This window comes from Bradyrhizobium sp. MI1.10 (assembly GCF_055811035.1).
The window spans coordinates 22299-45288 of the sequence record NZ_JBVVPN010000043.1 but is presented as its reverse complement, the minus strand read 5'-3'; the positions used below and the strand labels follow the sequence as shown (position 1 = coordinate 45288).

General features: G+C 63.9%; 19 protein-coding genes and 1 pseudogene. 12 read left to right on the top strand and 8 right to left on the bottom strand.

Annotated elements, in window-relative coordinates:
- Window positions 1-275: 275 nt before the first annotated feature.
- Window positions 276-2884 (bottom strand): annotated as a pseudogene (locus AC0L3K_RS32540) (CHAT domain-containing protein).
- A 63-nt stretch (window positions 2885-2947) separates the two neighbouring features.
- The gene (locus AC0L3K_RS32535) at window positions 2948-3697 is read right to left on the bottom strand and encodes a HugZ family pyridoxamine 5'-phosphate oxidase (RefSeq protein ID WP_354200023.1); all 750 of its coding nucleotides are present in this window, start codon (window positions 3695-3697) and stop codon (window positions 2948-2950) included.
- A gap of 242 nt (window positions 3698-3939) precedes the next feature.
- Between AC0L3K_RS32535 and AC0L3K_RS32530 the strand changes: the two genes are divergently transcribed.
- The 5 genes from AC0L3K_RS32530 to AC0L3K_RS32510 all read left to right on the top strand — a co-directional run bounded on the left by AC0L3K_RS32530 (window position 3940) and on the right by AC0L3K_RS32510 (window position 7933).
- Window positions 3940-4641 (top strand): response regulator transcription factor, encoded by a 702-nt coding sequence (locus AC0L3K_RS32530; RefSeq protein ID WP_007597749.1) that lies wholly within the window; start codon window positions 3940-3942, stop codon window positions 4639-4641.
- Window positions 4642-4757: 116 nt separating this feature from the next.
- Window positions 4758-6563 carry a sensor histidine kinase gene (locus AC0L3K_RS32525; protein WP_219679159.1) on the top strand — a complete coding sequence of 602 codons (1806 nt, stop codon included), beginning with the start codon at window positions 4758-4760 and terminating at the stop codon, window positions 6561-6563.
- Window positions 6560-7084 (top strand): HPr kinase/phosphorylase, encoded by a 525-nt coding sequence (locus tag AC0L3K_RS32520; RefSeq protein WP_354200024.1) that lies wholly within the window; start codon window positions 6560-6562, stop codon window positions 7082-7084. The genes AC0L3K_RS32525 and AC0L3K_RS32520 overlap by 4 nt, the downstream gene beginning before the upstream one ends.
- Before the next feature lie 133 nt (window positions 7085-7217).
- Window positions 7218-7619, top strand: coding sequence for a PTS sugar transporter subunit IIA (locus tag AC0L3K_RS32515; RefSeq protein WP_007597752.1), 402 nt, complete (start codon window positions 7218-7220; stop codon window positions 7617-7619).
- Entirely contained in the window at window positions 7616-7933 is a 318-nt protein-coding gene (locus AC0L3K_RS32510) for an HPr family phosphocarrier protein (RefSeq protein WP_007597753.1), read from the top strand. Before AC0L3K_RS32515 ends, AC0L3K_RS32510 begins: the two co-directional genes overlap by 4 nt.
- 15 nt (window positions 7934-7948) lie before the next feature.
- On the opposite strand, the gene AC0L3K_RS32505 is transcribed toward AC0L3K_RS32510, so the two are convergent.
- Window positions 7949-9574, bottom strand: a complete 1626-nt coding sequence (locus AC0L3K_RS32505; protein WP_354200377.1) for a glycosyltransferase family 39 protein — start codon at window positions 9572-9574, stop codon at window positions 7949-7951.
- A gap of 126 nt (window positions 9575-9700) precedes the next feature.
- Here AC0L3K_RS32505 and lepA point away from each other — a divergent pair, with 126 nt between their 5' ends.
- Window positions 9701-11512: a translation elongation factor 4 gene (gene lepA / locus AC0L3K_RS32500; protein ID WP_007597755.1), complete on the top strand. Its 1812-nt coding sequence runs from the start codon at window positions 9701-9703 to the stop codon at window positions 11510-11512.
- Between the two features lie 216 nt (window positions 11513-11728).
- On the top strand, window positions 11729-12016 hold the full coding sequence (locus AC0L3K_RS32495; RefSeq protein ID WP_473255332.1) for a hypothetical protein: 288 nt from the start codon (window positions 11729-11731) through the stop codon (window positions 12014-12016).
- A 208-nt stretch (window positions 12017-12224) separates the two neighbouring features.
- Here the strand turns inward: AC0L3K_RS32495 and AC0L3K_RS32490 are convergent, their stop codons facing one another.
- Entirely contained in the window at window positions 12225-12998 is a 774-nt protein-coding gene (locus tag AC0L3K_RS32490; protein WP_473367577.1) for an SDR family NAD(P)-dependent oxidoreductase, read from the bottom strand.
- A gap of 165 nt (window positions 12999-13163) precedes the next feature.
- Between AC0L3K_RS32490 and AC0L3K_RS32485 the strand changes: the two genes are divergently transcribed.
- Window positions 13164-13502: a response regulator gene (locus AC0L3K_RS32485; RefSeq protein ID WP_007597763.1), complete on the top strand. Its 339-nt coding sequence runs from the start codon at window positions 13164-13166 to the stop codon at window positions 13500-13502.
- Window positions 13503-13522: 20 nt separating this feature from the next.
- Here the strand turns inward: AC0L3K_RS32485 and AC0L3K_RS32480 are convergent, their stop codons facing one another.
- Together AC0L3K_RS32480 and AC0L3K_RS32475 are read right to left on the bottom strand one after the other, a co-directional pair.
- The gene (locus tag AC0L3K_RS32480) at window positions 13523-13732 is read right to left on the bottom strand and encodes a hypothetical protein (RefSeq protein WP_219679148.1); all 210 of its coding nucleotides are present in this window, start codon (window positions 13730-13732) and stop codon (window positions 13523-13525) included.
- A 14-nt stretch (window positions 13733-13746) separates the two neighbouring features.
- Window positions 13747-13920, bottom strand: coding sequence for a hypothetical protein (locus AC0L3K_RS32475; protein ID WP_219679146.1), 174 nt, complete (start codon window positions 13918-13920; stop codon window positions 13747-13749).
- A 518-nt stretch (window positions 13921-14438) separates the two neighbouring features.
- On the opposite strand from AC0L3K_RS32475, the gene AC0L3K_RS32470 reads away from it, so the two are divergent.
- Entirely contained in the window at window positions 14439-14900 is a 462-nt protein-coding gene (locus tag AC0L3K_RS32470; protein WP_473255336.1) for a GNAT family N-acetyltransferase, read from the top strand.
- Window positions 14901-14954: 54 nt separating this feature from the next.
- On the opposite strand, the gene AC0L3K_RS32465 is transcribed toward AC0L3K_RS32470, so the two are convergent.
- On the bottom strand, window positions 14955-16334 hold the full coding sequence (locus tag AC0L3K_RS32465; RefSeq protein ID WP_473367576.1) for a TAXI family TRAP transporter solute-binding subunit: 1380 nt from the start codon (window positions 16332-16334) through the stop codon (window positions 14955-14957).
- A 278-nt stretch (window positions 16335-16612) separates the two neighbouring features.
- On the opposite strand from AC0L3K_RS32465, the gene AC0L3K_RS32460 reads away from it, so the two are divergent.
- The 3 genes from AC0L3K_RS32460 (at window position 16613) to AC0L3K_RS32450 (ending at window position 20458) form a co-directional block, all read left to right on the top strand.
- Window positions 16613-18238 (top strand): amidase family protein, encoded by a 1626-nt coding sequence (locus AC0L3K_RS32460; protein WP_473367575.1) that lies wholly within the window; start codon window positions 16613-16615, stop codon window positions 18236-18238.
- 106 nt (window positions 18239-18344) lie between these two features.
- On the top strand, window positions 18345-19499 hold the full coding sequence (locus tag AC0L3K_RS32455) for an acyl-CoA dehydrogenase family protein (protein ID WP_473367574.1): 1155 nt from the start codon (window positions 18345-18347) through the stop codon (window positions 19497-19499).
- A 206-nt stretch (window positions 19500-19705) separates the two neighbouring features.
- On the top strand, window positions 19706-20458 hold the full coding sequence (locus AC0L3K_RS32450) for a hypothetical protein (RefSeq protein ID WP_354200035.1): 753 nt from the start codon (window positions 19706-19708) through the stop codon (window positions 20456-20458).
- 53 nt (window positions 20459-20511) lie between these two features.
- Here the strand turns inward: AC0L3K_RS32450 and AC0L3K_RS32445 are convergent, their stop codons facing one another.
- A complete protein-coding gene (locus AC0L3K_RS32445; protein ID WP_219679138.1) occupies window positions 20512-22674 on the bottom strand; it encodes a putative bifunctional diguanylate cyclase/phosphodiesterase in 2163 nt (720 codons plus the stop codon).
- Between the last annotated feature and the right edge of the window lie 316 nt (window positions 22675-22990).

Here is a 22990-nt window from a genome sequence, read left to right as displayed (position 1 = left end):
CGCGATCATGCTTGGCGCCGCCGCGGTCACCGTGATTACAGGCCGTTCGGCCTCGGTTGGAACGACCTAATACTGATGAACGCAGGCGTTGCCAAGCTGATCCCTTAGGATTTGGTTTATTCAAGGACCGCGCCAAACGTCGCGCATGTCAGCTCTGAGCAGGTGCGTCAAAAAATCGACAATGATCGCGCAACCAAATGCGCGCTTCGGCGTTTCCCAAGGTTGTTGCGACGCACAATTCCGAAGACAGTCGCAGCGAAAATTCCAAGCCCACCCTATCTTACCGCGCCTTCGCCGATGAGCGCGAAGGGCCCCCACATCGCAGGATAGGCGTTGCGCGGTGACGAGGTGTCGTCAACGTAGGTTAACATCGCGCGGCGCAAGGCTTCGGCACGCCCCATTTTTGGTTCGTTTTTGAGCAGCTCGAAAGTCATCGTGGTCAGGCGGGTGGCAGCTTCCGAATCCACGGCCCAATGCGAGACCAGGAGTGCGCGCGCACCGGCGTAGAAGAACGAGCGCGCCAGTCCCGACAGAGCCTCGGCGCCCGGCTTGTCGCCTGCAATGGTATTGCAGGCCGACAGCACAACCCAATCCGCATTGAGCTTGAGCTGAGCGACTTCACTTGCAGTGAGGAGACCGTCGTCGAGCTCTGTCGGCTGATCGGGAATGGAGAGCGCGAGCGAGGGCTCACCCAGTCCCTTGATGTCGCCGGCAACGAGGCCGTGGGTGGCAAAGTAGATGATGCCGTATTGAGCAAGCGCTGCACGCTTGAGCGTCGTCTCGCTGGCGTCGCGGCCGAGATGAATATCGGCCTCGGCAGCGCCGACATCCCTGGCCACCGCGTTCAACTCGTCGGCGGTGTCGGGCAGTTGCGGCAACGCCTGCGCAAGCCGCGCGCGATCGACGCCGGCACCGCGCCAGAAATCGCTATAGGCAATGGTCGCGATGCTGCGCGCGGCGACCTTGCCGTTCGCGGCGCGCCGCTCGGCGGGCGCTTCCAGTGCAGGATTGAACACGGGATCGCCGAAGCCGGTCATCGGCTTCACGCTTTGGTCCGACGCGCAAAGGCCCGCAACGATTTCAGACTGACCACCGACGGCAGCACCGAGACGGCCTGACGCCGCAGCAGCCAGGCAGCGCTGCGATAGCCTTCGAGCGTGTCGGGGATCGCAGCCTGCGGCTTCTCGGTGACGAGCAGATGAAACGGTAATGCGGTCAGCGCAGCCGACGGCACCACCAGCAGGCTGCGCTTGTCCTTTGTCAACGCCTCGACCGGACCGAGCAGCGCGACATGGAGTTCGTTGGCGAGCGCGAGATCGAACAATCCGGATTTGCCGGAGGCATCGCGCGCCTTGCCGACGTCGAGTCCCTTGCGGAATGCCGTCACCTTCTGCGTCAGCGCATCCGCGCCGAGTGGGATGGCCATCCAGTCGACGCCCTCGCGCGTGATCGCGATGACATAGCTCTGCTTGTCGACGACGGAGTAGAGCACCATCGCTTCGTCGGCTGATAGCAGCAGCTGGATGTCCTTTGCCGTCAACGGCTGGGGATTGGAGAGCGACGCGTAGTCGGGAAACTCGACCGCGAGCGTCTTCTGCAAGCCCGCACGCTCGTTGGCAATCGTTGCAATCCGCGCGCGGCTGCGCTGCTCGGTTGCGAGATCGCGCTGCGCGGATTGCTTCGACACTGCGGTGACGATCGCCTTGTCGAGTGCCTCGGATTCAGCCGCAAGATCCTGGTCCCGGCGAACCAGCTCGGCGAGCCGGTCGCTGCCGGCGGCAAGCCGAACCGCGAGCTTGTTCACGGCGGATGCGGCGGAGGATTGTGTGCCGCGCTGGATCGCGGCGAGGGCCTCGTCCAGCGCCTTGTCGCCGGGCAGCAGATCTTGTTGGCGTGCGGCAAACAGGACCGGCAACACGACGCGCAACTGGGCGCGATCGCCCCGAAGCGTCCTTTCCGCGAACGGCAATGCGTCCGCGGTGCGCCCGGCCACGTAGAGGAAATAAGCGAGATTGCTGGTCGAGGTCATGACCTCGGGATGATCAGGCCCAAGCGCGCGTTCGCGGATGAGCAGCGCGCGGCGATAGAGCGGCTCGGCGTCGCCGTAGCGCTGCTGGTGCTCGTAGAGGCCTGCGAGATTGTTCAGCGAGCGGGCGACGTCGGGATGATCCGGTCCCAGCACCTTCTCGCGGATCGCGAGCGAGCGCTTGATCGGCGCTTCCGCGTCGGCATCGCGGTTGAGATCGCGATAGACCTGGCCGAGATTGTTCAGGACCGTCGCCACCGCCGGATGCTCGGGGCCGCCGGCCTTCTGATAGATCGCGAGCGCCCGCTGAAACAACGGTTCGGCGTCTGCATAGTGCTGCTGCTTCACATAGAGCGTGGCGAGATTATTGAGCGACTGCCCGACATCGGGATGCTCGCGCGACAGCCCCTTCTCGCGAACGGCGAGCGCTCGCCTGAACAGCGGCTCGGCCTCGGCGTAGCGGCTCTGCCGCTGGTAAAGCGCGGCGAGATTGCTCAGTTCGGCTCCAATCAACGGGGTTTCGAGACCGAGCGACTTTTCCATCAGCATGATGGCGCGCTTGTAGAGCGGCTCCGCCAGATCGTCGTGGCCCTGACCGGCATGAACCTGGCCGAGGTTGTTCAGCGCGGCGGCGAGGTCGCGACCGGTGTCGCTCTTCTCCAGGCTCGCGACCATGCCTTGCGCCAGCGGCAGTGCTTCCGAATATCTGCCGGCGCTCATGAGTGCGTTGATCCGCTCGCCCTCCGCGGCGAGACCTTTCTGAGCAAGGCTTGTCTGGGCAAGGCTGGGCGTGACAAACGATGCGGTGATCGCGAGCGTCAAACCCGCAACCAGCGTCAGTCTATTCCATTCTGCCATGACGCTCTCGCCGCCGCCTTCTGACCAATTATGGTCTTGGGTCGCGGCGATGGGCAGCAGCGTTCAATCTTTTGCGCTCTGGTCCATCCTGGTGCGCGCTTCGCCGGCGAGGCGAACCAGCATCTTGCGCAGCAAGGTGCCATCAGTAACCCGCTCCGGGAAGTCCAGCCGCAAGGCGGTCTGGCCGTCCTGCATGTCGAGGCCCTCCGGATCGCAGCCGGTGCAGCGCCAGTCGCCCGCGGCAGCGCCCAGCAGTTTTGTTGCATAGAGGCCCATGGCCTCGCGGTGGTCGGCATTCATGTGCTCGACCGCGCCCTGCTCCGCCGCCAGCAAGTCCTCGGCCCCCGTGAGGTCCGTCAGGAATTGCTCCGGCTTGAGATCGACGATCCGGCCGAAGCCGGCGACCAGATGGGTTCCCGTAGGTCGGATCCGAAAGAAAGAAAAATCCTTAAACGAAACAAAGGCTTCCGCTGAGGGATGAGCATTGAGATACCGTCGCCGGAGCAGATCCTTGTCCGCATCGGCCGGCTCGGCATGGCCGGACAGCATGATTCGGGCACCTTCCAGCGGATCGCCCGCCGCCCGCTCATCGAGCATCAGGGACACCCGGCTGTCGGCCAGGATGTTCCTGGTGTGCACGGCCAATCCCGAGATCAGCAGGATCGGGGAGCCATCCGGATGGCTCGCCAGATTGACCAGGGAACAATAGGGATCGCCGCTGCCGGCCATCAATGTCGCCAGGGCCCCCTGCCGTGACCGCCGCAGCAGCGATTTGGCGAGCTTTCCGGGGTCGAAATCGGAGGTCGGTTGCATCGGCTTTCTCGGGTCAGGTGGTTGCATGGAGGGCCTTTTTTCGGGTAAACCGGGGCCCGGATATGGGTCGAGATGCGGCGAATCTGCCGTGTTTCGTGGAACTTGGTCACACTTCAGCCTAGCTTGCATTGCTCGGTGACAAGGTTCGAATGCCAACATCGGCACCCATGTATGCGGCGCATCAGTGGATTGCTCGCCGTTTTCAAGCCACGACCCAAACGGAAAGCAGAAAGCAGAGGCTCATGCCCACAATCGCTTTGGTCGACGACGACCGCAACATTCTCACATCCGTCTCGATCGCGCTGGAGGCCGAAGGCTACCGCATCATGACCTATACCGACGGCGCCTCCGCGCTCGACGGTTTCCGCACCACCCAGCCCGATCTTGCCATCCTCGACATCAAGATGCCGCGCATGGACGGCATGGAGACGTTGCGCCGGCTGCGGCAGAAATCCGATCTCCCGGTGATCTTCCTGACCTCCAAGGACGAAGAGATCGACGAGCTGTTCGGCCTCAAGATGGGCGCCGACGACTTCATCCGCAAACCGTTCTCGCAGCGCCTGCTGGTCGAGCGCGTCAAGGCGGTGCTGCGCCGCTCGGCGCCGAAGGATCCGACCGTCACGCCGAAGGAGAACGACGCCAAGGCGCTCGACCGCGGCCTGCTGCGCATGGATCCTGAACGGCACACCTGCACCTGGAAAAATGAGCCGGTGACGCTGACCGTCACCGAATTCCTGATCCTGCAGGCGCTCGCGACCCGGCCCGGCGTGGTGAAGAGCCGCAACGCGCTGATGGACGCCGCCTATGACGACCAGGTCTATGTCGACGACCGCACCATCGACAGCCACATCAAGCGGCTGCGCAAGAAGTTCAAGGTCGTCGACAACGAGTTCGAGATGATCGAGACGCTCTACGGCGTCGGCTACCGCTTCAAGGAAGCCTGAGGCGCGCGCGCCTCCACGAAAGACCGAGAGCATCGCCGGTTCTGATTCCATCGGGACCGGGATGGCTCTAGGATGCGGGGACCTTCGCACGAGCTGTCCTAACGCGGGCGTGAGCATTGCTTGACCGAACGCAGCCTGACGAGAACCAGAACGCCGAGGACGTCACCGCCCGCGGCGCTCCGGATCAATTGGCCGATGACAAGCCGGCCGTGCGGGGCTGGCGTCCGCTGAACTGGCTGAAACGCGCCGGGCAGTTCTTCTTCGCGCTGTCCTTCTCGAGCCTGACCCGCCGCATCGTTTCGCTCAACCTCGCCGGCCTCGTCGCGCTGGTGGCGAGCATCCTCTATCTGTCGCAATTCCGCGCCGGCCTGATCGACGCGCGCGCGCAGAGCCTGCTGGTGCAGGCGGAGATCATCGCCGGCGCGATCGCGGCCTCCGCGACGGTGCAGACCAACGCCATCACCATCGACCCCGACCGGTTGCTCGACCTCAAGCCGGGCGAGACCTATGGCGGGTCGGACGAGTATTCCCCGCTGGATTTTCCGATCAATCCGGAGCGCGTGGCGCCGGTGCTGCGCACGCTGATCTCGCCGACCAAGACGCGCGCCCGCATCTACGACCCGAACGGCAGCCTGTTGGTCGACAGCCGCAGCCTCGATACCGTGGTGCGCTTCCCCCTGCCGTCAGTCTCCGCCGAGAAGCCGGGCATGGTCGAACGCGGCATGGTCGCGGTTCGTACTTGGCTCAATCGCGGCGACCTGCCGCTCTATCGCGAGCTCGGCCCCGAGAACGGCAATGGCTATGCGGAGGTGGGCGACGCGCTTCAGGGCCAGAAGCGCTCGATGGTGCGGGTCAATGCGCGCGGCGAGGTGATCGTCTCGGTCGCGGTCCCCGTACTGCGCTCGCGCGCCATCCACGGCGCGCTGATGCTGTCGACGCAGGGCGACGACATCGACCAGATGGTCACCGCGGAGCGCCTCGCGATCCTCAAGGTGGGCGGTGTCGCCGCCGCGGTCATGATCATGCTGTCGCTGCTGCTCGCCAGCACGATCGCAGGTCCGGTCCGCCGGCTCGCAGACAGCGCCGAGCTGATCCGCCGCCGCATCAGGACCCGGGTCGAAATTCCCGACTTCACACGTCGTCGCGACGAGATCGGCCATCTCTCCGGTGCGCTGCGCGACATGACCAGTGCACTCTACAGCCGCATCGAAGCGATCGAGATGTTCGCCGCCGACGTCGCCCACGAATTGAAGAACCCGTTGACCTCGTTGCGCTCCGCGGTCGAGACGTTGCCGCTGGCGCGCAACGAGAACAGCCGCGCGCGGCTGCTCGAGGTGATCGAGCATGACGTCAAGCGGCTCGACCGGCTGATCTCGGACATCTCCGACGCCAGCCGTCTCGATGCCGAACTGCAGCGCCAGGATGCGATCCCGGTCGACCTGCGCCGCCTGCTGACGACGCTCGTCTCCGTCGCCAATGAAACCAAGCTCGGCCATGACGTCGCGGTCGAAATGCGTTTCGAGGGCCGCAGCCCGACCGACAATTTCGCCGTGACCGGCCACGATTCGCGGCTCGGACAGGTGGTCTCCAACCTGCTCTCGAACGCACAGTCCTTCTCCGAGCCCGGCAACAAGGTGCGCCTCACCTGCCGCCGCGTGCGCGGAGAGATCGAGATCGTGGTCGACGACGACGGCCCCGGAATCCGCGACGACGCGTTGGAGCGCATCTTCGAGCGCTTCTACACCGACCGACCTCATCAGGGCTTTGGCCAGAACTCCGGCCTCGGCCTGTCGATCTCCAAGCAGATCGTCGACGCGCATGGCGGACGTATCTGGGCCGAGAACCGCCCCGGCCCGGCGGACGAGGACGGAGCGCCGAGTGTTGTCGGCGCGCGCTTCGTGGTGAGGCTGCCGGCGCTATGAGCGACGGCGGCCCCAGCATTCACGCCTCGGCGGTCAAGGTTGGAGATCTGGCGGTGCTGATCCGCGGGCCCTCGGGCTCCGGCAAGTCGCGCCTTGCCTTCGATTTGATCATGGCGGGACGTAGCGGCGTGCTCGAAAGGGCCGTTCTGGTCGGTGATGACCGTGTCCATCTGGCGACACTCGGCCGCGAAATTGAGGTCCGCCCCGCCCCGGTCCTGGCCGGCCTGATCGAGATCCGGGGGCTGGGAATCCGCCGCTGCGACTTTGTGGAGCATGCGACCGTCGGCCTCGTGGTCGATCTGGACGCCGCGGATGCGGAGCGACTGCCGCCGGCAGAATCTTTGAAAACAGTCATTTTCGGTGTCGAAATACCGCGAATACCTGTGGGCCGCGACTATTTGCCCCTCCCTCTGGTTGTCGCGGCCTTGACCACTACCAAGAGTTCATCTTCCGTTAACCCTTCAGCCGATTGTTTGAAGGGAAATGGTAACCATATGAACCCCACACTCGCGACCGAATAGACCGGCGCAGCTCCCCTTATCCATCCGTCTAGATTCAGGGAGATACGCAACATCCCCTCTTGCGCGGGGGCTCTGGATGGTCAAAGTGGCGCGTTCGTGCGGTGCACCAAAAGCGCCCGCGAGGAGTTTTCCGATGATTGGTCTAGTACTTGTGACCCACGGGCGCCTTGCCGACGAATTCAAGGCAGCGCTTGAACATGTCATGGGCCCACAAAAGCAAATCGAAGCGATCACGATCGGCGCCGAAGATGATTCCGATCTCTGTCGAAGCGACATTATCGAGGCGGTTAACCGCGTCGATTCCGGCGACGGCGTCGCGATCCTCACCGACATGTTCGGCGGCACGCCGTCCAATTTGGCAATATCCTGCATGAGCCGGCCGAAGGTCGAAGTGCTCGCGGGCATCAACCTTCCCATGCTGGTGAAGCTCGCCAAGGTGCGCGAGGAGCGTCCGCTCCCCGACGCGATCGCGATGGCCCAGGAAGCCGGCCGCAAATACGTCACCATCGCCAGCCGCGTCCTCGCCGGCAAATGAGCGACGAGGCGCCGCAAGCCGGGACGGGCGTGCCCGCGGGCGCGATCTCCAAGGACCTCCTGATCATCAACAAGCGCGGCCTGCACGCGCGGGCCTCCGCCAAGTTCGTCCAGGCCGTCGAGCGCTTCAACGCGCAGGTCTGGGTGACGCGCGGCGGCGAAACCGTCGGCGGCACCTCGATCATGGGCCTGATGATGCTCGCCGCCGGTCCCGGCACCACCATCACGGTCGCCGCTTCCGGCGACGATGCCGAAGCCGCGCTCGCGGCGATCACCGAACTCGTTGAAAGCAAATTCAACGAGGAAGGGATTTAGGCGGCTTCGCCTCGATCATTTCCCCGGCGGCGCGATGTAGATGTTCCAGCTCATCGACGGACCGGCCTTGCCGTGGGTGAAACGGCGCGTCGTCATGACGATGCGCTCGGCGTTTGGCGCAACTTCGGACACCCATTTCTCGAACGCCGGCAGGCGGCCGTCGGCCGGGTCGAACACGCCGATGAAGCCGTATCGCTTGACGTCATCGGGCGAAATCAACCCGGACCCCCAGGCTTCGAGCGGCGTGAACGCGGCCGGATGATCCGGGCTGTAGAACACCATCGGCTGGATCGACTCCATGGTGCCGGCGACGACCGCCCAGCGCGAGGCGAAGCGCGCGTGCCAGGCCTGCGTCAGCTCGCGTGCGAGATCCGAGCGCGCGCCATAAGTCGCCGTGTTGCCGGCATTGGCCGCCATCTCGCGCGCGGCGATCCACGGCGAGGCAGCGAGCGTGGCAACGCTGAGCACGAGCCAGATCGCGACAATGTTGAACAGCGCCGCACTCTGCACCCGCAACGCCGGGATCGCGACCAGCGAGAGCGGCACCAGAAAGAACAGCGAGATGCCCCAATCGGTCTTCATGTAGATGCTGAAGGCGAGCGCGCCGAGCGCCGGGCCGACCGCGACGATGATCTGGATAATCCAGACGTTGCGCGCCTGCGAAAGGTTCACGCTCACATTCGCGCCGCGCGCCCAGGCCCGCGTGACGATGCGCAAGGGCGCACGCAGGAGCAGCCTGAACCAAGGCGGCACCAGCGCCATCGCCAGTGCAGCCAGCGCCACCGGCAATGCCAGCAGCGCGACATTATGCAGGGCATAGCCGGCCACGAGCTGATGCACCTGGCCGCTGTCCTCGAGGCTGTAGGTGTCGCCCGCATAGGTCAGCGGCACGAAATGCGCGTCCGCCAGCCAGACGATGTGCGGGATCATCGCCACCACCATCGTCGCGATCGCAACCCATGGCGCCGGCGACGACAGGAATCTCATCCGCTCCGGATGGATCAGCGCGGCAAGCCCGATGGCGCCGATCATGGTCAGCACCCAGTATTTGGTCATCAGCGCCAGTGCGCCGGCAAGGCCGAGCAAGACTCCGGATTGCCAGCCCCGCTTCTCGAACGCATTGAGATAAGCGAGCACGACGAGCGGCAAGGTGACGAGCTGGAGCAGGTCGGGATTGTACTTGAAACCCTTGAAATTGAAGATCGGGTAGAGCGCGACCATCACCACGACCAGGAACGCGCGCCGCGCATCCACGACGCGTAGCGCGATGAGCCAGCAGATCACCATACCGGTGCTGACGGTCGTCATCGCCAGCGCATAGGTCGCCCAGTCCGTCGGCGGGAACAATGTGAACCAGAGGCCGGCGACCCAGCCGGACAGCGGCGGGTGCTTGCCGTAGCCCCAGAGGAATTTCTGGCCCCAGCCCCAGGCTTCCGCGACGTCCATGTGAACGTCCTGCGCGGCCTTGAGATTAATCAGGATGAAGGTCCAGAGCACCGCATGCAGGATGGCGAGCTGGATCACCAGCCACAGGCGCGCCTCGGGGCGGGTCGCGCTGGCAACCAGCCAGGCCCGAAAGCGGGCATAGCTCACCCGGGTCTTCGCGCGCGCTCGGGCAGACGGGATCGAGGTCGTCGACATGGGCCTGGACATCAGGCGTTGCGTAGCGCGTTTCGGGCTGTCGTGGAATCAGCTTGGCGTGAACAAAGGCCCTGAAAATACAGCAATATGGTTGCCGCACGGGGATGTGAGTGGTATCCCGCGCCCATGACGACCGTCCCCATTTCCAACATCCGCAATTTCTCCATCGTCGCCCATATCGACCATGGCAAATCGACGCTGGCCGACCGCCTGATTCAGATGACCGGCGGCCTCACCGACCGGGAAATGGCGGGCAAGGAGCAGGTGCTCGATTCCATGGACATCGAGCGCGAGCGCGGCATCACCATCAAGGCGCAGACGGTGCGCCTCGCCTACCGCGCCAAGGACGGCAAGGATTACATCTTCAACCTGATGGACACGCCCGGCCATGTCGACTTCGCCTACGAAGTCTCGCGGTCGCTGGCGGCCTGCGAGGGTTCCCTGCTGGTGGTCGACGCCAGCCAGGGCGTCGAGGCGCAGACGCTCGCCAACGTCTACCACGCGCTCGATGCGGGGCATGAGATCGTTCCGGTCCTGAACAAGGTCGACCTCCCCGCCGCAGAGCCCGAGAAGGTCAAGCAACAGATCGAGGACGTCATCGGCATCGACGCCTCCGAATCCGTGATGATCTCGGCCAAGACCGGCCTCGGCGTGCCCGATGTGCTGGAAGCGATCGTCACCCGCCTGCCGCCGCCGAAGGGCGACCGCGAGGCGACGCTGAAGGCGCTGCTGGTCGACAGCTGGTACGACGTCTATCTCGGCGTCGTCGTGCTGATCCGCGTCGTCGACGGTGTCATGAAGAAGGGCAGCCGGGTTCGCATGATGGGCACGGGCGCGGCCTATGACATCGAGCGCGTCGGCTTCTTCACCCCGAAGATGACGCAGGTCGACGAGCTCGGCCCCGGCGAGATCGGCTTCATCACCGCCGCGATCAAAGAAGTGGCCGACACCCGCGTCGGCGACACCATCACCGACGACAAGAAGCCTGTCACCGAGATGCTGGCGGGCTTCAAGCCGGCCATTCCCGTGGTGTTCTGCGGCTTGTTCCCCGCCGACGCCGACGACTTCGAGACCTTGCGCGCGGCGATGGGCAAGCTGCGCCTCAACGATGCCAGCTTCTCCTACGAGATGGAGACCTCGGCCGCACTCGGCTTCGGCTTCCGCTGCGGCTTCCTCGGGCTGTTGCACCTGGAGATCATCCAGGAGCGTCTGTCGCGCGAATTCGATCTCAACCTGATCGCGACCGCGCCGAGCGTGATCTACAAGATGAGCCTGACCGACGGGCAGGAAATCTCGATCCACAATCCTGTCGACATGCCTGATGTGGTCAAGATCGCGGAGATCCAGGAGCCCTGGATCGAGGCCACGATTCTCACGCCCGACGAATATCTCGGCAGCGTGCTGAAGCTGTGCCAGGATCGCCGCGGCGTGCAGAAGGAGCTGACGTATGTCGGCTCCCGCGCCATGGTGAAATACGATCTGCCGCTCAACGAGGTCGTGTTCGACTTCTACGACCGCCTGAAGTCGGTCTCCAAAGGCTACGCCTCGTTCGACTATCATCTCACCGACTACAAGCCGGCCGATCTGGTGAAGATGCAGATCCTCGTCAACAACGAGCCGGTCGACGCGCTCTCGATGCTGGTCCACCGCACCCGCGCGGAGGGGCGCGGCCGCGCCATGGTCGAGAAGATGAAGGATTTGATCCCGCCGCACATGTTCCAGATCCCGATCCAGGCGGCGATCGGCGGCAAGGTGATCGCCCGCGAGACGGTGCGTGCGCTGCGCAAGGACGTCACCGCAAAGTGCTACGGCGGCGACATCACGCGCAAACGAAAACTTCTGGAGAAGCAGAAGGAAGGCAAGAAGAAGATGCGGCAGTTCGGCAAGGTCGACATCCCGCAGGAAGCCTTCATTGCCGCGCTGAAGGTGGATAGCTGAGGCGGGGGCCTAGCCCGGCTCGAGCGAAACAACACAGGTCCGGTAGGGATGTTTGGGGCCGGATAACAAAAAACGCGAAAACAACCCCATGCACAGTAGCCGGCACGTTGTTGGCACAAGGTTTTTCCAACTTCCGATTTTACGAATCCTGTTTGACTCGTCGGGCAAAACAGGAGCATGATGGCATCATGGCAGCGGTGCGGTCGGCAGGCGGCGATGTCCCATCAAAGCAAACCAGTCGTGCTCGTGGCCCGAATACCGGCAGAGGGTATCGCGGACTTTCGAGCCTACAAGGGCGCGGTTCTGCCGCTATTGCCCGAGTTCAACGGACGTCTGGACCGTCGGCTTCGAACTCCGGATGGCACCATCGAGATGCACATCGTCAGCTTCGCATCCGATGAGGACTTTCAAAACTATCGGAATGACCCTCGGCGGACAGGTCAGGCCTCGTTGCTGGAAAAATCAGCAGCCAAGCTGGAAGTGTTTCCGATAGCGGACGTCTGACGGACCTCACGCGAGGTCTTCGGTGCGATTGGAGGAACACCGGCTCGACGAGGCATCGGTGCACATTCCGGTCATTTGGACCAACGCCCGATCAGCTCGTAGGATCGGTTGAGCTCTTGCGAAACCCATCGGCCGACGAGCGCTGTCTGGAAGTTTGATGGGTTTCGCTTGCGCTCTACCCATCCTACGAGCATCAGGCGAATTGCTTCTACGCCGGGGGCAGCATCACCCCCGTCAACTCGCCCAGTCTGTCGAGAAGCCTGTCCTGAAAATCGGGATCGGTCGCTTCGTGCGCCGGCTCTTGTTGCCGGAGGTCATGCCAGTAACGACCGCTGACCAGGGCGGCGGGATCATCGCTCACAGCGAGCCAGGTCTGCGTCCGTTGTCCGGTGGCCACGCCGACCGGCGCTCCGGCACCGCCCATTTTGGTGCGCGCCCAGCCGGGATCGACGGCGTTGCTCAGCACCTGCGGCCAACGCCGCGCCAAGGCAAAGGCCAGTGCGACCATGTGCAGCTTGCTCTCCGCATACGCCTTGGCCGAATCCCAGGCTCGCCTCGTCCAGTCGAGATCGCCTAGCGATCCCTCTCCGCCGCGATGTAGTCCGCTGCTGAGATACACCAGGCGATCGGGGCGCTTCATCAGGGCGGTGAGCAAATAGGGTGCGAGCGTGTTGACCGCCAGGGTGGTGGCGTGGCCTTCGGGCGTCGGGCCGCGGCTGCGCTCGGTATAGACGCCGGCGTTGTGGATGACCGCGTCCATTCGTCCGATTGCGTTGACCTGATCTGCCACGTGCCTCGTCTGGGCGGCGCTCTTGAGATCGCCGATCACGACCCGTGCGGAATGCGATTCAAGCTCGGAGATTGCCGCCGCACGTTCCGCCGATCGCGCGTGCAGGACGATTTGGTGGCCCTGTTCGAGGAGAGACTGGGCAGCTGCGCGGCCCAGACCGTCCGTGCTGCCCGTGATGAAGACGATTGCCATTGCCACTCCTGTCCGATCCCCGCTTCGGCGCCTCCGTCGAAGCCTCAAGGAGAATGCAACATGTTCGACTGATCATGCCGTGCGCAGGTTGCTGCGAACGAAGACATCACAACCGAACAATCTTCCGGGATGCGCATTAACATCCGATAAGTTGGGAATGACCGCATGTCGAATTTCGTCATGCTGCTGGTCGAGGATGACTCGCTCCAGCGCGAAGTTCTATCCGACCTCCTCAAGGACGAAGGGTTCGAAGTCGTCGAATGTGCCACCGCAGAAGCGGCGGAGCTTATCGTGGCGTCGACGGGCACGGAGCTGCGGGCGCTCATCACCGATCACAACCTCGCAGGGAGAATGACCGGGCTCGAGCTCGCAGAGTACGCTCGCAGTGCCCATCCGGGGCTGAACATCGTGCTGATGTCCGGGACGGTGATGGCGCCGCTGCCGCCCAACACGATTTTTTTGCGCAAGCCGTTTGCGCCAGCTCATTTGCTGGCGGCCGTGTAGAACGGGGATTTCCTCGAAGGTCATCCGCCCGAATTTTCCGCGCCGACGGCGTTCTCGCTCTCCGGCACCGTCAGCCGGACGGAGTGACCCTGCCGCATGGCAAGCGATGCCGCCGCAACAGCCGCCTCGAAAGCGGCTTCCTTGGTCTGGTAAGTGTTCCTGATTTCACCATCGTGGTCGACGTGCCATGCACCATCCCTGCCAACAATATCATAGGCTGCGATGCCCATAATCTATCCCTCCTTCATGCGTCCGGCGTCGCCTTCGACGCCTGGGTGCTGCTCACCGGGTCCGACGCCGGGAAACTGTCCTTCAAGCCCTTTTCCAATTCGTCGTCCTTGGCCTTGTCGCGTCGGATGCCACGCTTGAGATCTTCCGCGTTCTTGTCCGGCGGCGCCGGATCGAATTTCTCGGTCATGCAAGTGTCCTTTCGCTACCTCAAACGCCTGGAGCTGATGACCGTTCCTCCGAAGGAACCGACGCAGTGGGGGTTTGCTGTTGAATGGCACAACCAGAAAGCGCGCGCAGCACAGTGTTCCTTCATCTCGGTTGCATCTTCTGCTACAACACATCCTGGGATAGCATGACGCATCCCTGCGATCAGGAGAAGGCAATGAAAGCTTCGGTTTTAGCGTTAGGGGGCTTGATCATTTTGTCGATCACATCAGCGAACGCAGCTCCCAAAGCCACGGCCGCCCCGACCACGGCAGCCAGCCCGGTCGCATGTTCCACCTCGGGTGGCGGCTTCGGGAGCTACCCGTCAGGCTGCCGAAACGGAGCAAACTTCAAGACCTACAACGAATGCAAGGAATCAGGCGTCAAGCGGGGCTGGAGACACGAAGACATGGCGTGGTACTGCAGCGGTCTGGGACTGCAATAGCGAGGGGTCATTGCGCTTTTCACGGAGCGAACCCGGCGCGCCGACTGGAGTGGCCCATGGAATGCGCAATCCGGCCTGCACGCGCAGATGATGCCGATGAGATCAGCGCGGTCATCTTGTGGGCGCTGCGGGAAACGAACGCGAAGGACTATGCGGACGGGATCATCGAAAGGATCGCGCATAGCTTCAGTCCCGAAGCCGTACGGCGACTGATCGGACAACGCACCGTGTTTGTCGCCACGATCCGCAGCCGCATCGTTGCGACCGCAGGTCTCGACGGAAATGTGGTCCGCACCGTTTTCGTGGCTCCCGATGTTCAGGCCCGGGGCATCGGCAAGCTGCTGATGGCCGAGATTGAGCGCACGGCGCGCGCGCGAAACATTGCTTCGCTGACCGTCCCTTCTTCCGTTACCGCCGAGACTTTCTACGCGCGGCTCGGGTTCAAGGCGGTGCACGACAGCTATCATGGTGACGAACGCACGATTATCATGGAGCGCCTGCTAAAGGACCCGACCTAGATCCGGTTTGGACTGTTCTCTGGGATTCAGCGGGCAGCGGGCTTATTGTTTCGCCTACCGCCGCGCGGCGAGCACGTTCGAAGGAGGGGTTTGCAACGCTGCGCGCCTCTCACTGAGGGCATGGTCGAACAGTTCGAGCACAAGGCCGAAGGCTGCCAGCTCCTCCTCCTCGATGGCGCCGTCATCGTAGCAGCCAAGCGTTTCCTCGATGATGCTGTCAACCTCCTGCTGCATGGCCAGCAGTTCGTGGTCGAACTCCGCGGTGCGCACCTTGGAAACCAGGGCCAGGATTCTGTTGCGATGGCTGGTGTTCTCGTCCCTTTCATCCCGATTCAGATATTGACGCAGCCAGGCGCCGGCCGAGCCGATGCCGGAGAGAAGCAGGAGCGCAAACCAGAAGTAGTCGCCGTACCTGTCGAGGAAGGTGCGCTCGGTCCCGTCGATCACGGCCGCCGCTCCCCGGTGAACCGGCAGCTCGGCTTCCTTCTCTGTGTCCGGCTTGGTGATTTGCGCAGCGCCAGGCACCTGCCTGGCGATCGCCTGGCGGAGGGCGAATTGCTGGCGGTAGAACGCTGACACTGTCGTTTCGGACAAGGCTTTCCGTGCGACGATCAAATGGCTGACACTGACGGTCTCCACCTTGTCATCCGGCCGGGCTGGATTCGCATTGAAAATGCTTGGCGGAATTTCCTCCGATTCATAACGAGGATGCTTCAGGGCGATGGCTTCCGATGCGTCGATCGCGAGAAATTTCGGCTCGCCCCGCATCCGGGCGGTCGCGGCAATCGCGTCGGCGGTTATCTTGCTGTCGAGCGGACCGACCGCCATGAAGGCGTCGAGGCTCGGGTCGCGCGCCAGCTCCTCGAGTTGGCCCGTGCCGAATTGAGTGACCGTGACCTTGTCCGGCTCCACACCGGCGGCGCTCAGGATCACCCTCAGCAACGCGGCGTTCGCCGGGGTCGCGCCGATCACCCCCACCTTGTGTCCCGCGAGATCGGCGACCTCCTTGATTTTCGCCGCCGGCTTTCGCTTGGAGCCCTTGCCCGCCGGTCCCGAAGAAGACCACAGCACGACGAAGTTCTTGCGTAAGATGACGACTGTTTGCGCGTCGGCGGGCATTTCCAGATCGCCGCGACCCACCGCAAGGTCGACCTTGCCGGCACCGAGCAGAGCGAGAGCTTCGGCCGCTCCGGCGGTCGTGATCGGAGACAGCCTCACGGTCCTGCTCTCGTTGACAAAGGCCTCGGTCATCGCCTCGATCACTTTGTGATCGTTGCTTCCCGGCGGTCCGACGGCAATCCGAAGAGTTATCGGCCGCAGCGCGTAATACAATGTACCCGCAGCGGCACCGAAAACGAGAAATCCGATGGCTAAAATCAGCAGTAGGGTCTTCGTCTGTCTCCGCCCTCGGCGGGCTGCGTCACCGCGTTTCATTGGAGCATCAGACGAGGACATTTGCCGCTGCCGGTTGGAGGTCAAAATCGCTGCCTGTTTCGGAACAGTATCATGCTCTTCTGGACAACGATAATGTCCGAGCAGCACCAATAGTTTCTTGGGGCCGGCGTGAGCTCTTCGAGCTTGCGCTATCATCTCCGATTCCGCACTTCACGTAGTGATTGCCGGATTGACGCCACACCACCTTGATCCTCCTCTGCAAATAGATCACCATCGCGCGATTGACCGCTCACGGCAGAATGGGCGAGGAAACGCGCATGTCCGAGCTTCCTGGAGTTGGCCTGACTGAACGGACGCCGTCGGCACCGACCATGCAGATGCTCGCGCACGCGCCGATGAGCGACATCGTCGATGACCTGGCCGGCGGGCGGATCACCGCGAGGGCACTGGCCGAATTCTATCTTGCCCGCATCGCGGTCTATGACCGCGATGGGCCTAAACTCAACTCGGTCCGCGCGCTCAATCCCGATGCGCTCGCGGGCACGCTCGACGGCACGAGGCCGTCGGTCCAGCGGCCGCTGGCGGGCGTACCGATCCTGCTGAAGGACAATATCGCGACCGGCGACGAACAGCCGACCACGGCGGGCTCGCTGGCGCTCGAGGGCGCGCACGCCAGGGATGATGCCACCATCGTCAAGCTGCTGCGGAGCGCCGGCGCGGTGCTCCTGGGCAAGGCGAACCTGACGGAGTTCGCCAACATGCTCGCGATCGACATGCCCTCGGGCTATTCATCGCTGGGCGGGCAGGTGAAGAACCCCTACGCACCAGGCCTGATGGACGAGCACGGCATCCCGGTTCTGACCCCAGGGGGCTCAAGCTCGGGTTCGGCCGTCGCGGTGGCAGCCGGACTGTGCGCGGCCTCGATCGGTACCGAAACCTCGGGCTCGCTGCTGTTTCCTGCCAGCCTGAACGGACTGGTCACCGTGAAGCCGACGGTCGGGCTGATCAGCCGTGCCGGCATCCTGCCGCTCGCGCACAGCCAGGACACCGCCGGGCCTATGACGCGCACGGTGCGCGATGCGGCGATGCTGCTGAATGTGCTGGCTGCCAAGGACCCGCTCGACCCAGTGACGCAAGCGCAGCGGCGCCCGGCCGACTACACCGCCGGCCTCGCGTCGGACGCCGTTAAGGGCGCGCGCATCGGCGTGCCGAGCGACCCCGCTGACCCGCTGAACGATTGCTATTACGGCAAGCTGCTGCCCGACAGGTTCAAGCTGATGACCGAAACGATCAAGACGCTGGAAGATCTCGGCGCCGTCATCGTGCGCGCCAACATGCCGACGCTCGGCTGGATCGGTGGGCCGGGCACAACTATGGCGGTGCTCAATTGCAATCCCCTAAGCAGCCAAAAAGGCACGGTCGTGCGGCCGCCGGTCGTCTTCCTTTACGAGTTGAAGAGTGATCTTAATCTCTATCTGAGGGACTGGGCCACCAATACTGACATCAAGACCATTGCCGACGTCGTGGCCTTCAACAACGCGAACGCGGGAAAGGCGCTGCGCTTCGGCCAGGACTTCTTCCTCGCCGCCGACCTGACCAGAGGCGACTTGAGCGAACGTGTGTACAAATCTGCACGTGCCATGGATCTGCTCTCCGCCAAGACGCACGGTATGGACGCCTACATGAACCGGCACGAGCTCGACGCCGTGCTATTCCCAGGCGCAACTGGCGCGGCGATCGCCGCCAAGGCGGGCTATCCTAGCGTCATGGTGCCCGGCGGCTTCATCTCGGGAACGTTCGACGGCAAAGACACGCCTGATTATCCGCTCGGCGTCACCTTCGCAGGGCGCGCCTGGAGCGAGCACAAGCTGCTGCGTCTGGCGTATGCCTTCGAGCAAGCAAGCAACGCTCGCAAGCCGCCGCCGGGCTTGCCCGCGCTGTGATGTCATCCGCGTGCGCGCGAAATTGCGCGACAGCTTGATCCTCCCTGCCAGATAGACCACCATCGCACCACTTACCGCTCACGGCAGAAGGGGCGAGGAAACGCGAATGAACACTATTTCCGGCGTCGATCTGGGCGAACGCGCCCGCGCCATCGCGCCGCTCATCGCGGGCGAGGCTGACGATATCGAGCGGACGCGGCGGCTGACGCCGGCCGTCGTCGACGCGCTGATCGAGAACGGGCTCTATCGCGCGCTGCTGCCGCAGAGTCTTCGCGGCGTCGAAGCGCCGCCGGAAGCCTTCATGCAGATGCTGGAGGAGATCGCGAAAGCGGATGCCTCCACCGCCTGGTGTCTCGGCCAATGCAGCGTCTGTGCGATGATCGCGGCCTCGCTCGACCACGACACCGCGCAGGAGATCTTCAACACGGCGCCGGGCATCCTCGCCTGGGGCGCAATCGCGCATGAGGCGCGGGCGGTCGAGGGCGGTTATCGCGTCACGGCGCGCTGGGATTTTGCCTCGGGCTCGCGGCAGGCGAGCTGGCTCGGGGCGCATGTCCGCATCGTCGGCGCCGACGGCACGCCACGGAAAAATGCCGACGGCTCGGCAGAGGTGCGCACCATCCTGTTTCCGGTCGCGAGCGCCGTGCTGCACGACGTCTGGCAGGCGATCGGGCTCGCCGGCACCGGCACCGATTCCTACGAGGTCGCCGACCTGTTCGTCCCCGAGCGCTTCACCGCGTTTCGTGACGTGCCGTCCGCGCTACGCGAGCAGGGTCCACTTTACAGGATCGGCACCGGCTCGACCTTCAGCCTCGGCTTTGCCGCGGTGTCGCTCGGCGGGGCGCGCGCCACGCTGGATGCCGCGATCGCGCTGGCGCGCGGCAAGCATCAGTCGCTGGCGGCCAGCGCCATGCACGACAACCCGGCGGTCCAGGGCCTGATCGGTCGCACCGAGGGCGACCTGCGGGCCGCGCGCGCCTATCTCTATGCGACCGCAAGCGCGATGTGGCGCGACCTCTGCGCGACCGGCGCGTTCAGCGCGGCGCATCGGAGCTCGGTTCGCCTCGCCGCGACCTGGACCATTCACCAGTCGGCCAAGGTGGTCGACACCGCCTATCACATGGCCGGCGCGACCGCCGTATTCCGCAGCAATCCGTTCGAGCGCCGCTTTCGCGACATGCACGCCATCGCCCAGCAGATCCAGGCGCGCGACACGCATTACGAGGATGTCGGTAAGATGATCCTTTCAGGGGAGCGCTGACGTCGACCAGTTGCGAAAGTGCACGCACGCTGACCTATATTGAGTTCGCCATCCGGCGTCTTCGTCGCTGAACCTTGGTGAATTTTCCCCGACTAATTTCCATAGCTACAGGACGACGGCTTTTCCGCTGTGACCGCGCCGACCATGTGGAAGTGATAATTCCGAATTGTTTTTAGCGCGCTGCATTTGCGCAAGAGAGGTCCGTTATGGGCCGAACAGCTGGCAGGAAAGTCAGTTGCCATGCCATTCAGGGTCATTCGCCGGGATGGCACCATGGTGGCATGCTCATTGTTGCCACCCTCTGCACCGCATGCACGCTCCTGTTTGCGAGCGAAGCCGTGGCTCAATGCTCGGCGCGAGACGTCCTGCGGAATCAGCTGAAGCTCAAGCAGGCGCCGTCTGATCGGCCGCAAGTCCCAATCAAATCCGCCGTCGATCTCCCCGCGTGGAAGACGATCAGGATCGGGACGTTTGCAAACTTCTTCGCCCTCAGTAACGCTTTGGATGCGGCAGGTTGTGGCATCGGAAACTCGGCTGGCGAAATTCTCGCGCGGCCAACGTTTACCGTTAGCGCCACGAAAACGAGTGTAGAGCTTTTCACGGTGTCGGCAGCCGAACTGGGCTTTCGGACCGACACGGCGTTGCTGGCGGAGATCTATGCGCGCGCCAAACAATTGGGTTTCGGCCTGGCGGCTGCAGAAGTCGGACCACAATTGAGGCTTCAATATTTCGACCAGCCGATCGGTGAGTTTCTCATCATCGGAATGGAGCCAATCAGGACCTGGCAGGGCGCGCCCGTCATCTTGAATGTCGCCAATGGCGGCGCGGGACTGATCCTCATCGGCCAGGATGGCAGCGCCGACGCACAGATCCCCGCAGCATCCCGCTTCGTATTCGTGCGGTCCCATGAAACCGCTCCTGCCGAGGAGCAAGAGGCCGTAACACTTGTCGGTCGGTGAGCTTCCAGGTTTGGGCATCTGGAGACGCGAGACAACAGGTCAGCATCCTAACTCTAGGCCACCAGCGCGGCGTCTTCCTCGGCACCGTCGATGCCGCGCTGCGCGGCGAGCAGGCTGATGATCTCGGCATTCGGCCGGGCCTTGCTGAACAGAAACCCCTGGCCTTCGTCGCAGCCTTCGGCACGCAGGCAGCTCAGCTCGGCTTCGGTCTCGACGCCTTCGGCGGTGATGGTGACGCCGAGGCCTTTGCCGAGGCTGACGATGGAGCGGATGATCGCCTGGGCCTCGCGATTGGCGCCGAGATCGCGCACGAAGGACTGGTCGATCTTGATCTTGTCGAACGGGAAGCTGCGCAGATAGCTCAGGCTGGAATAGCCGGTGCCGAAATCGTCCATCGAGATGCGCACGCCGAGCGCGCGCAGCGCGTGCAGCGTCGCCAGCACCTGGGCGCTCTTTTCCAGCAGCAGCGTTTCCGTGATCTCGAGCTCGAGCCGCCGCGGCGGCAGGCCGGAATGCTTCAGCGCATCCGTCACCACCGAAAGCAGATTGCCGCTGCGGAACTGAAGCGGCGACAGGTTGACTGCGACGCGGACGTCGTCCGGCCAGGTCGCTGCGTCGTGACAGGCCCGGCGCAGCATCAGGCCGCCGAGCGGATTGATCAGCCCGGTTTCTTCCGCCACCGGAATGAACTCGGCCGGCGAAACCATGCCGCGCTCGGCATGCGGCCAGCGCACCAGCGCCTCGAAGCCGGTGATGCGGCCGCTCTGGAGGTCGATCAGCGGCTGGTAATACGGCCGCAGCACGTCGTTCTGGATGGCGTCGCGCAGCTCGACCTCGATCTTGCGGCGGGTCTGCGCTTTCGCATCGAGCGCCGCCTCGAAGAACGCGAACGAGCCGCGCGCATCCAGCTTCGCGCGCGACAGCGCCATGTCGGCGCTCTTGAGCAGCTTTTCGGAATCGTCGCCGTCGCCCGGCGCCATCGCGATGCCGATGGAGGCGCTTATCACCACGGAATGGCCGTCGAGCAGATAGGGATCGGCGATGGCTTCGAGCAGGCGCTTGGCCAGCAGCACCGCATCCTCGGGACGCGTCAGGCCGCTCTGCACGATCGCGAACTCGTCCGAGTTCAGCCGCGCCAGCGCGTCGTCCTCGCGCAAGGACGAACGCAGCCGCTTGGCGACGCCGCGCAGCAGCTTGTCGCCGACCGCGTGCCCCAGCGTGTCGTTGACCGCCTTGAAATTGTCGAGCCCCAGCATCAGCAGGGCGACCTTGTCGGTGCTGCGCCTCGTATGCAGCAGCATCTCGTCGACCTGCTGGCGCAGCAGATTGCGGTTCGGCAGACCGGTCAGCCCGTCATGCTGGGCCATGAAGGCGAGCCGCGCCTCGGCGCGCTTGCGCTCGGTGATGTCCATCAGCGCGAGCAGCACCGCGGGCCGCTCGGCATAGGTCAGTTCGCGGGAATAGATCGCAAGGTCGATCAGGGCGCCATCGGCCTTGACGTGCTTCCAGGTGCGTCCGGCCTGCTCCTCACCGGCCGAAGCGGCGGTCCAGGGCGGCTCATTGTCGAAAGCCTGAAGGGAACGGATCGTCAGCCGCTCGAACTCGGCGCGGCTATAGCCGTAATGGGCGACCGCGGCATCGTTGACGCCGAGGATGCGCTCGTCGTCCAGCGCGCAGACGATCATGGGGACCGGATTGCCGTCGAACAGCAGCCGGAACGAGGCCTCGCGCTGCTTCAACTCGGTGATGTCGACGCGCAGGCCGACGACGCCGCCGTCCTCGGTTAGCCGCTCGTCGATTAGGATGACGCGGCCGTCCGCCAGCTTCTGCTCGTGGCGCGAGCCGGGCTGATAGAGCTTTTGCAGCCGCTCCGCGATCCATTCTTCCTCATGGCCGGCAGCTTCGGGATAGTCGCCGCGGGCGACGCCGATGCGGAGCGTGTCCTCCAGGCGGGCGCCCTCCTCGAACAGATCGGCGGTCTTGCTGTAGATCTCCGCGTATTGCTTGTTCCAGAGGACATAGCGGCCCTCGGCATCGAGAAACACGATGCCTTGCGGCAGGATGTCGATGGCCTGGCGCAGGCGCTCATGGGATTTGCGCGCTTCCGCGATCGCAGCCTCGGCACGGCTGCGCAAAGCTTCGTCGCGTTCGGACGGAGGATGAGGGGCGCGCGCAAAGCGCGGCTTGCGCGGGTGCAGGCCGGACCTGCCAAGCACGCTTCCCTTTCGCTTTTTTGGCTTTCGAAACCCCAAACTCAACTTCACTCGCCCCAGTCGCGCCCAGCCACCGCAACTCTTGGGGCAAGTGTCTGAAAAAAAGGTAATCTTGGGTGGCATGGCGGTGGGACGCACGGTCTGGCAGTCTCGAAAAAACAGCCCTCATTGCCCGTTTGCAAGGCGCGGCAGTGCCGATGGGCGCTCCAGGCGCATCGCATTGTCGTCATCGGAGAACGAGATGGCGCAAAATTGCGCGCTGCCTTGAATCATTTCCGGGATCGCGCGCGATTGCATGCAGAAGGGGGTGAGCACGCGT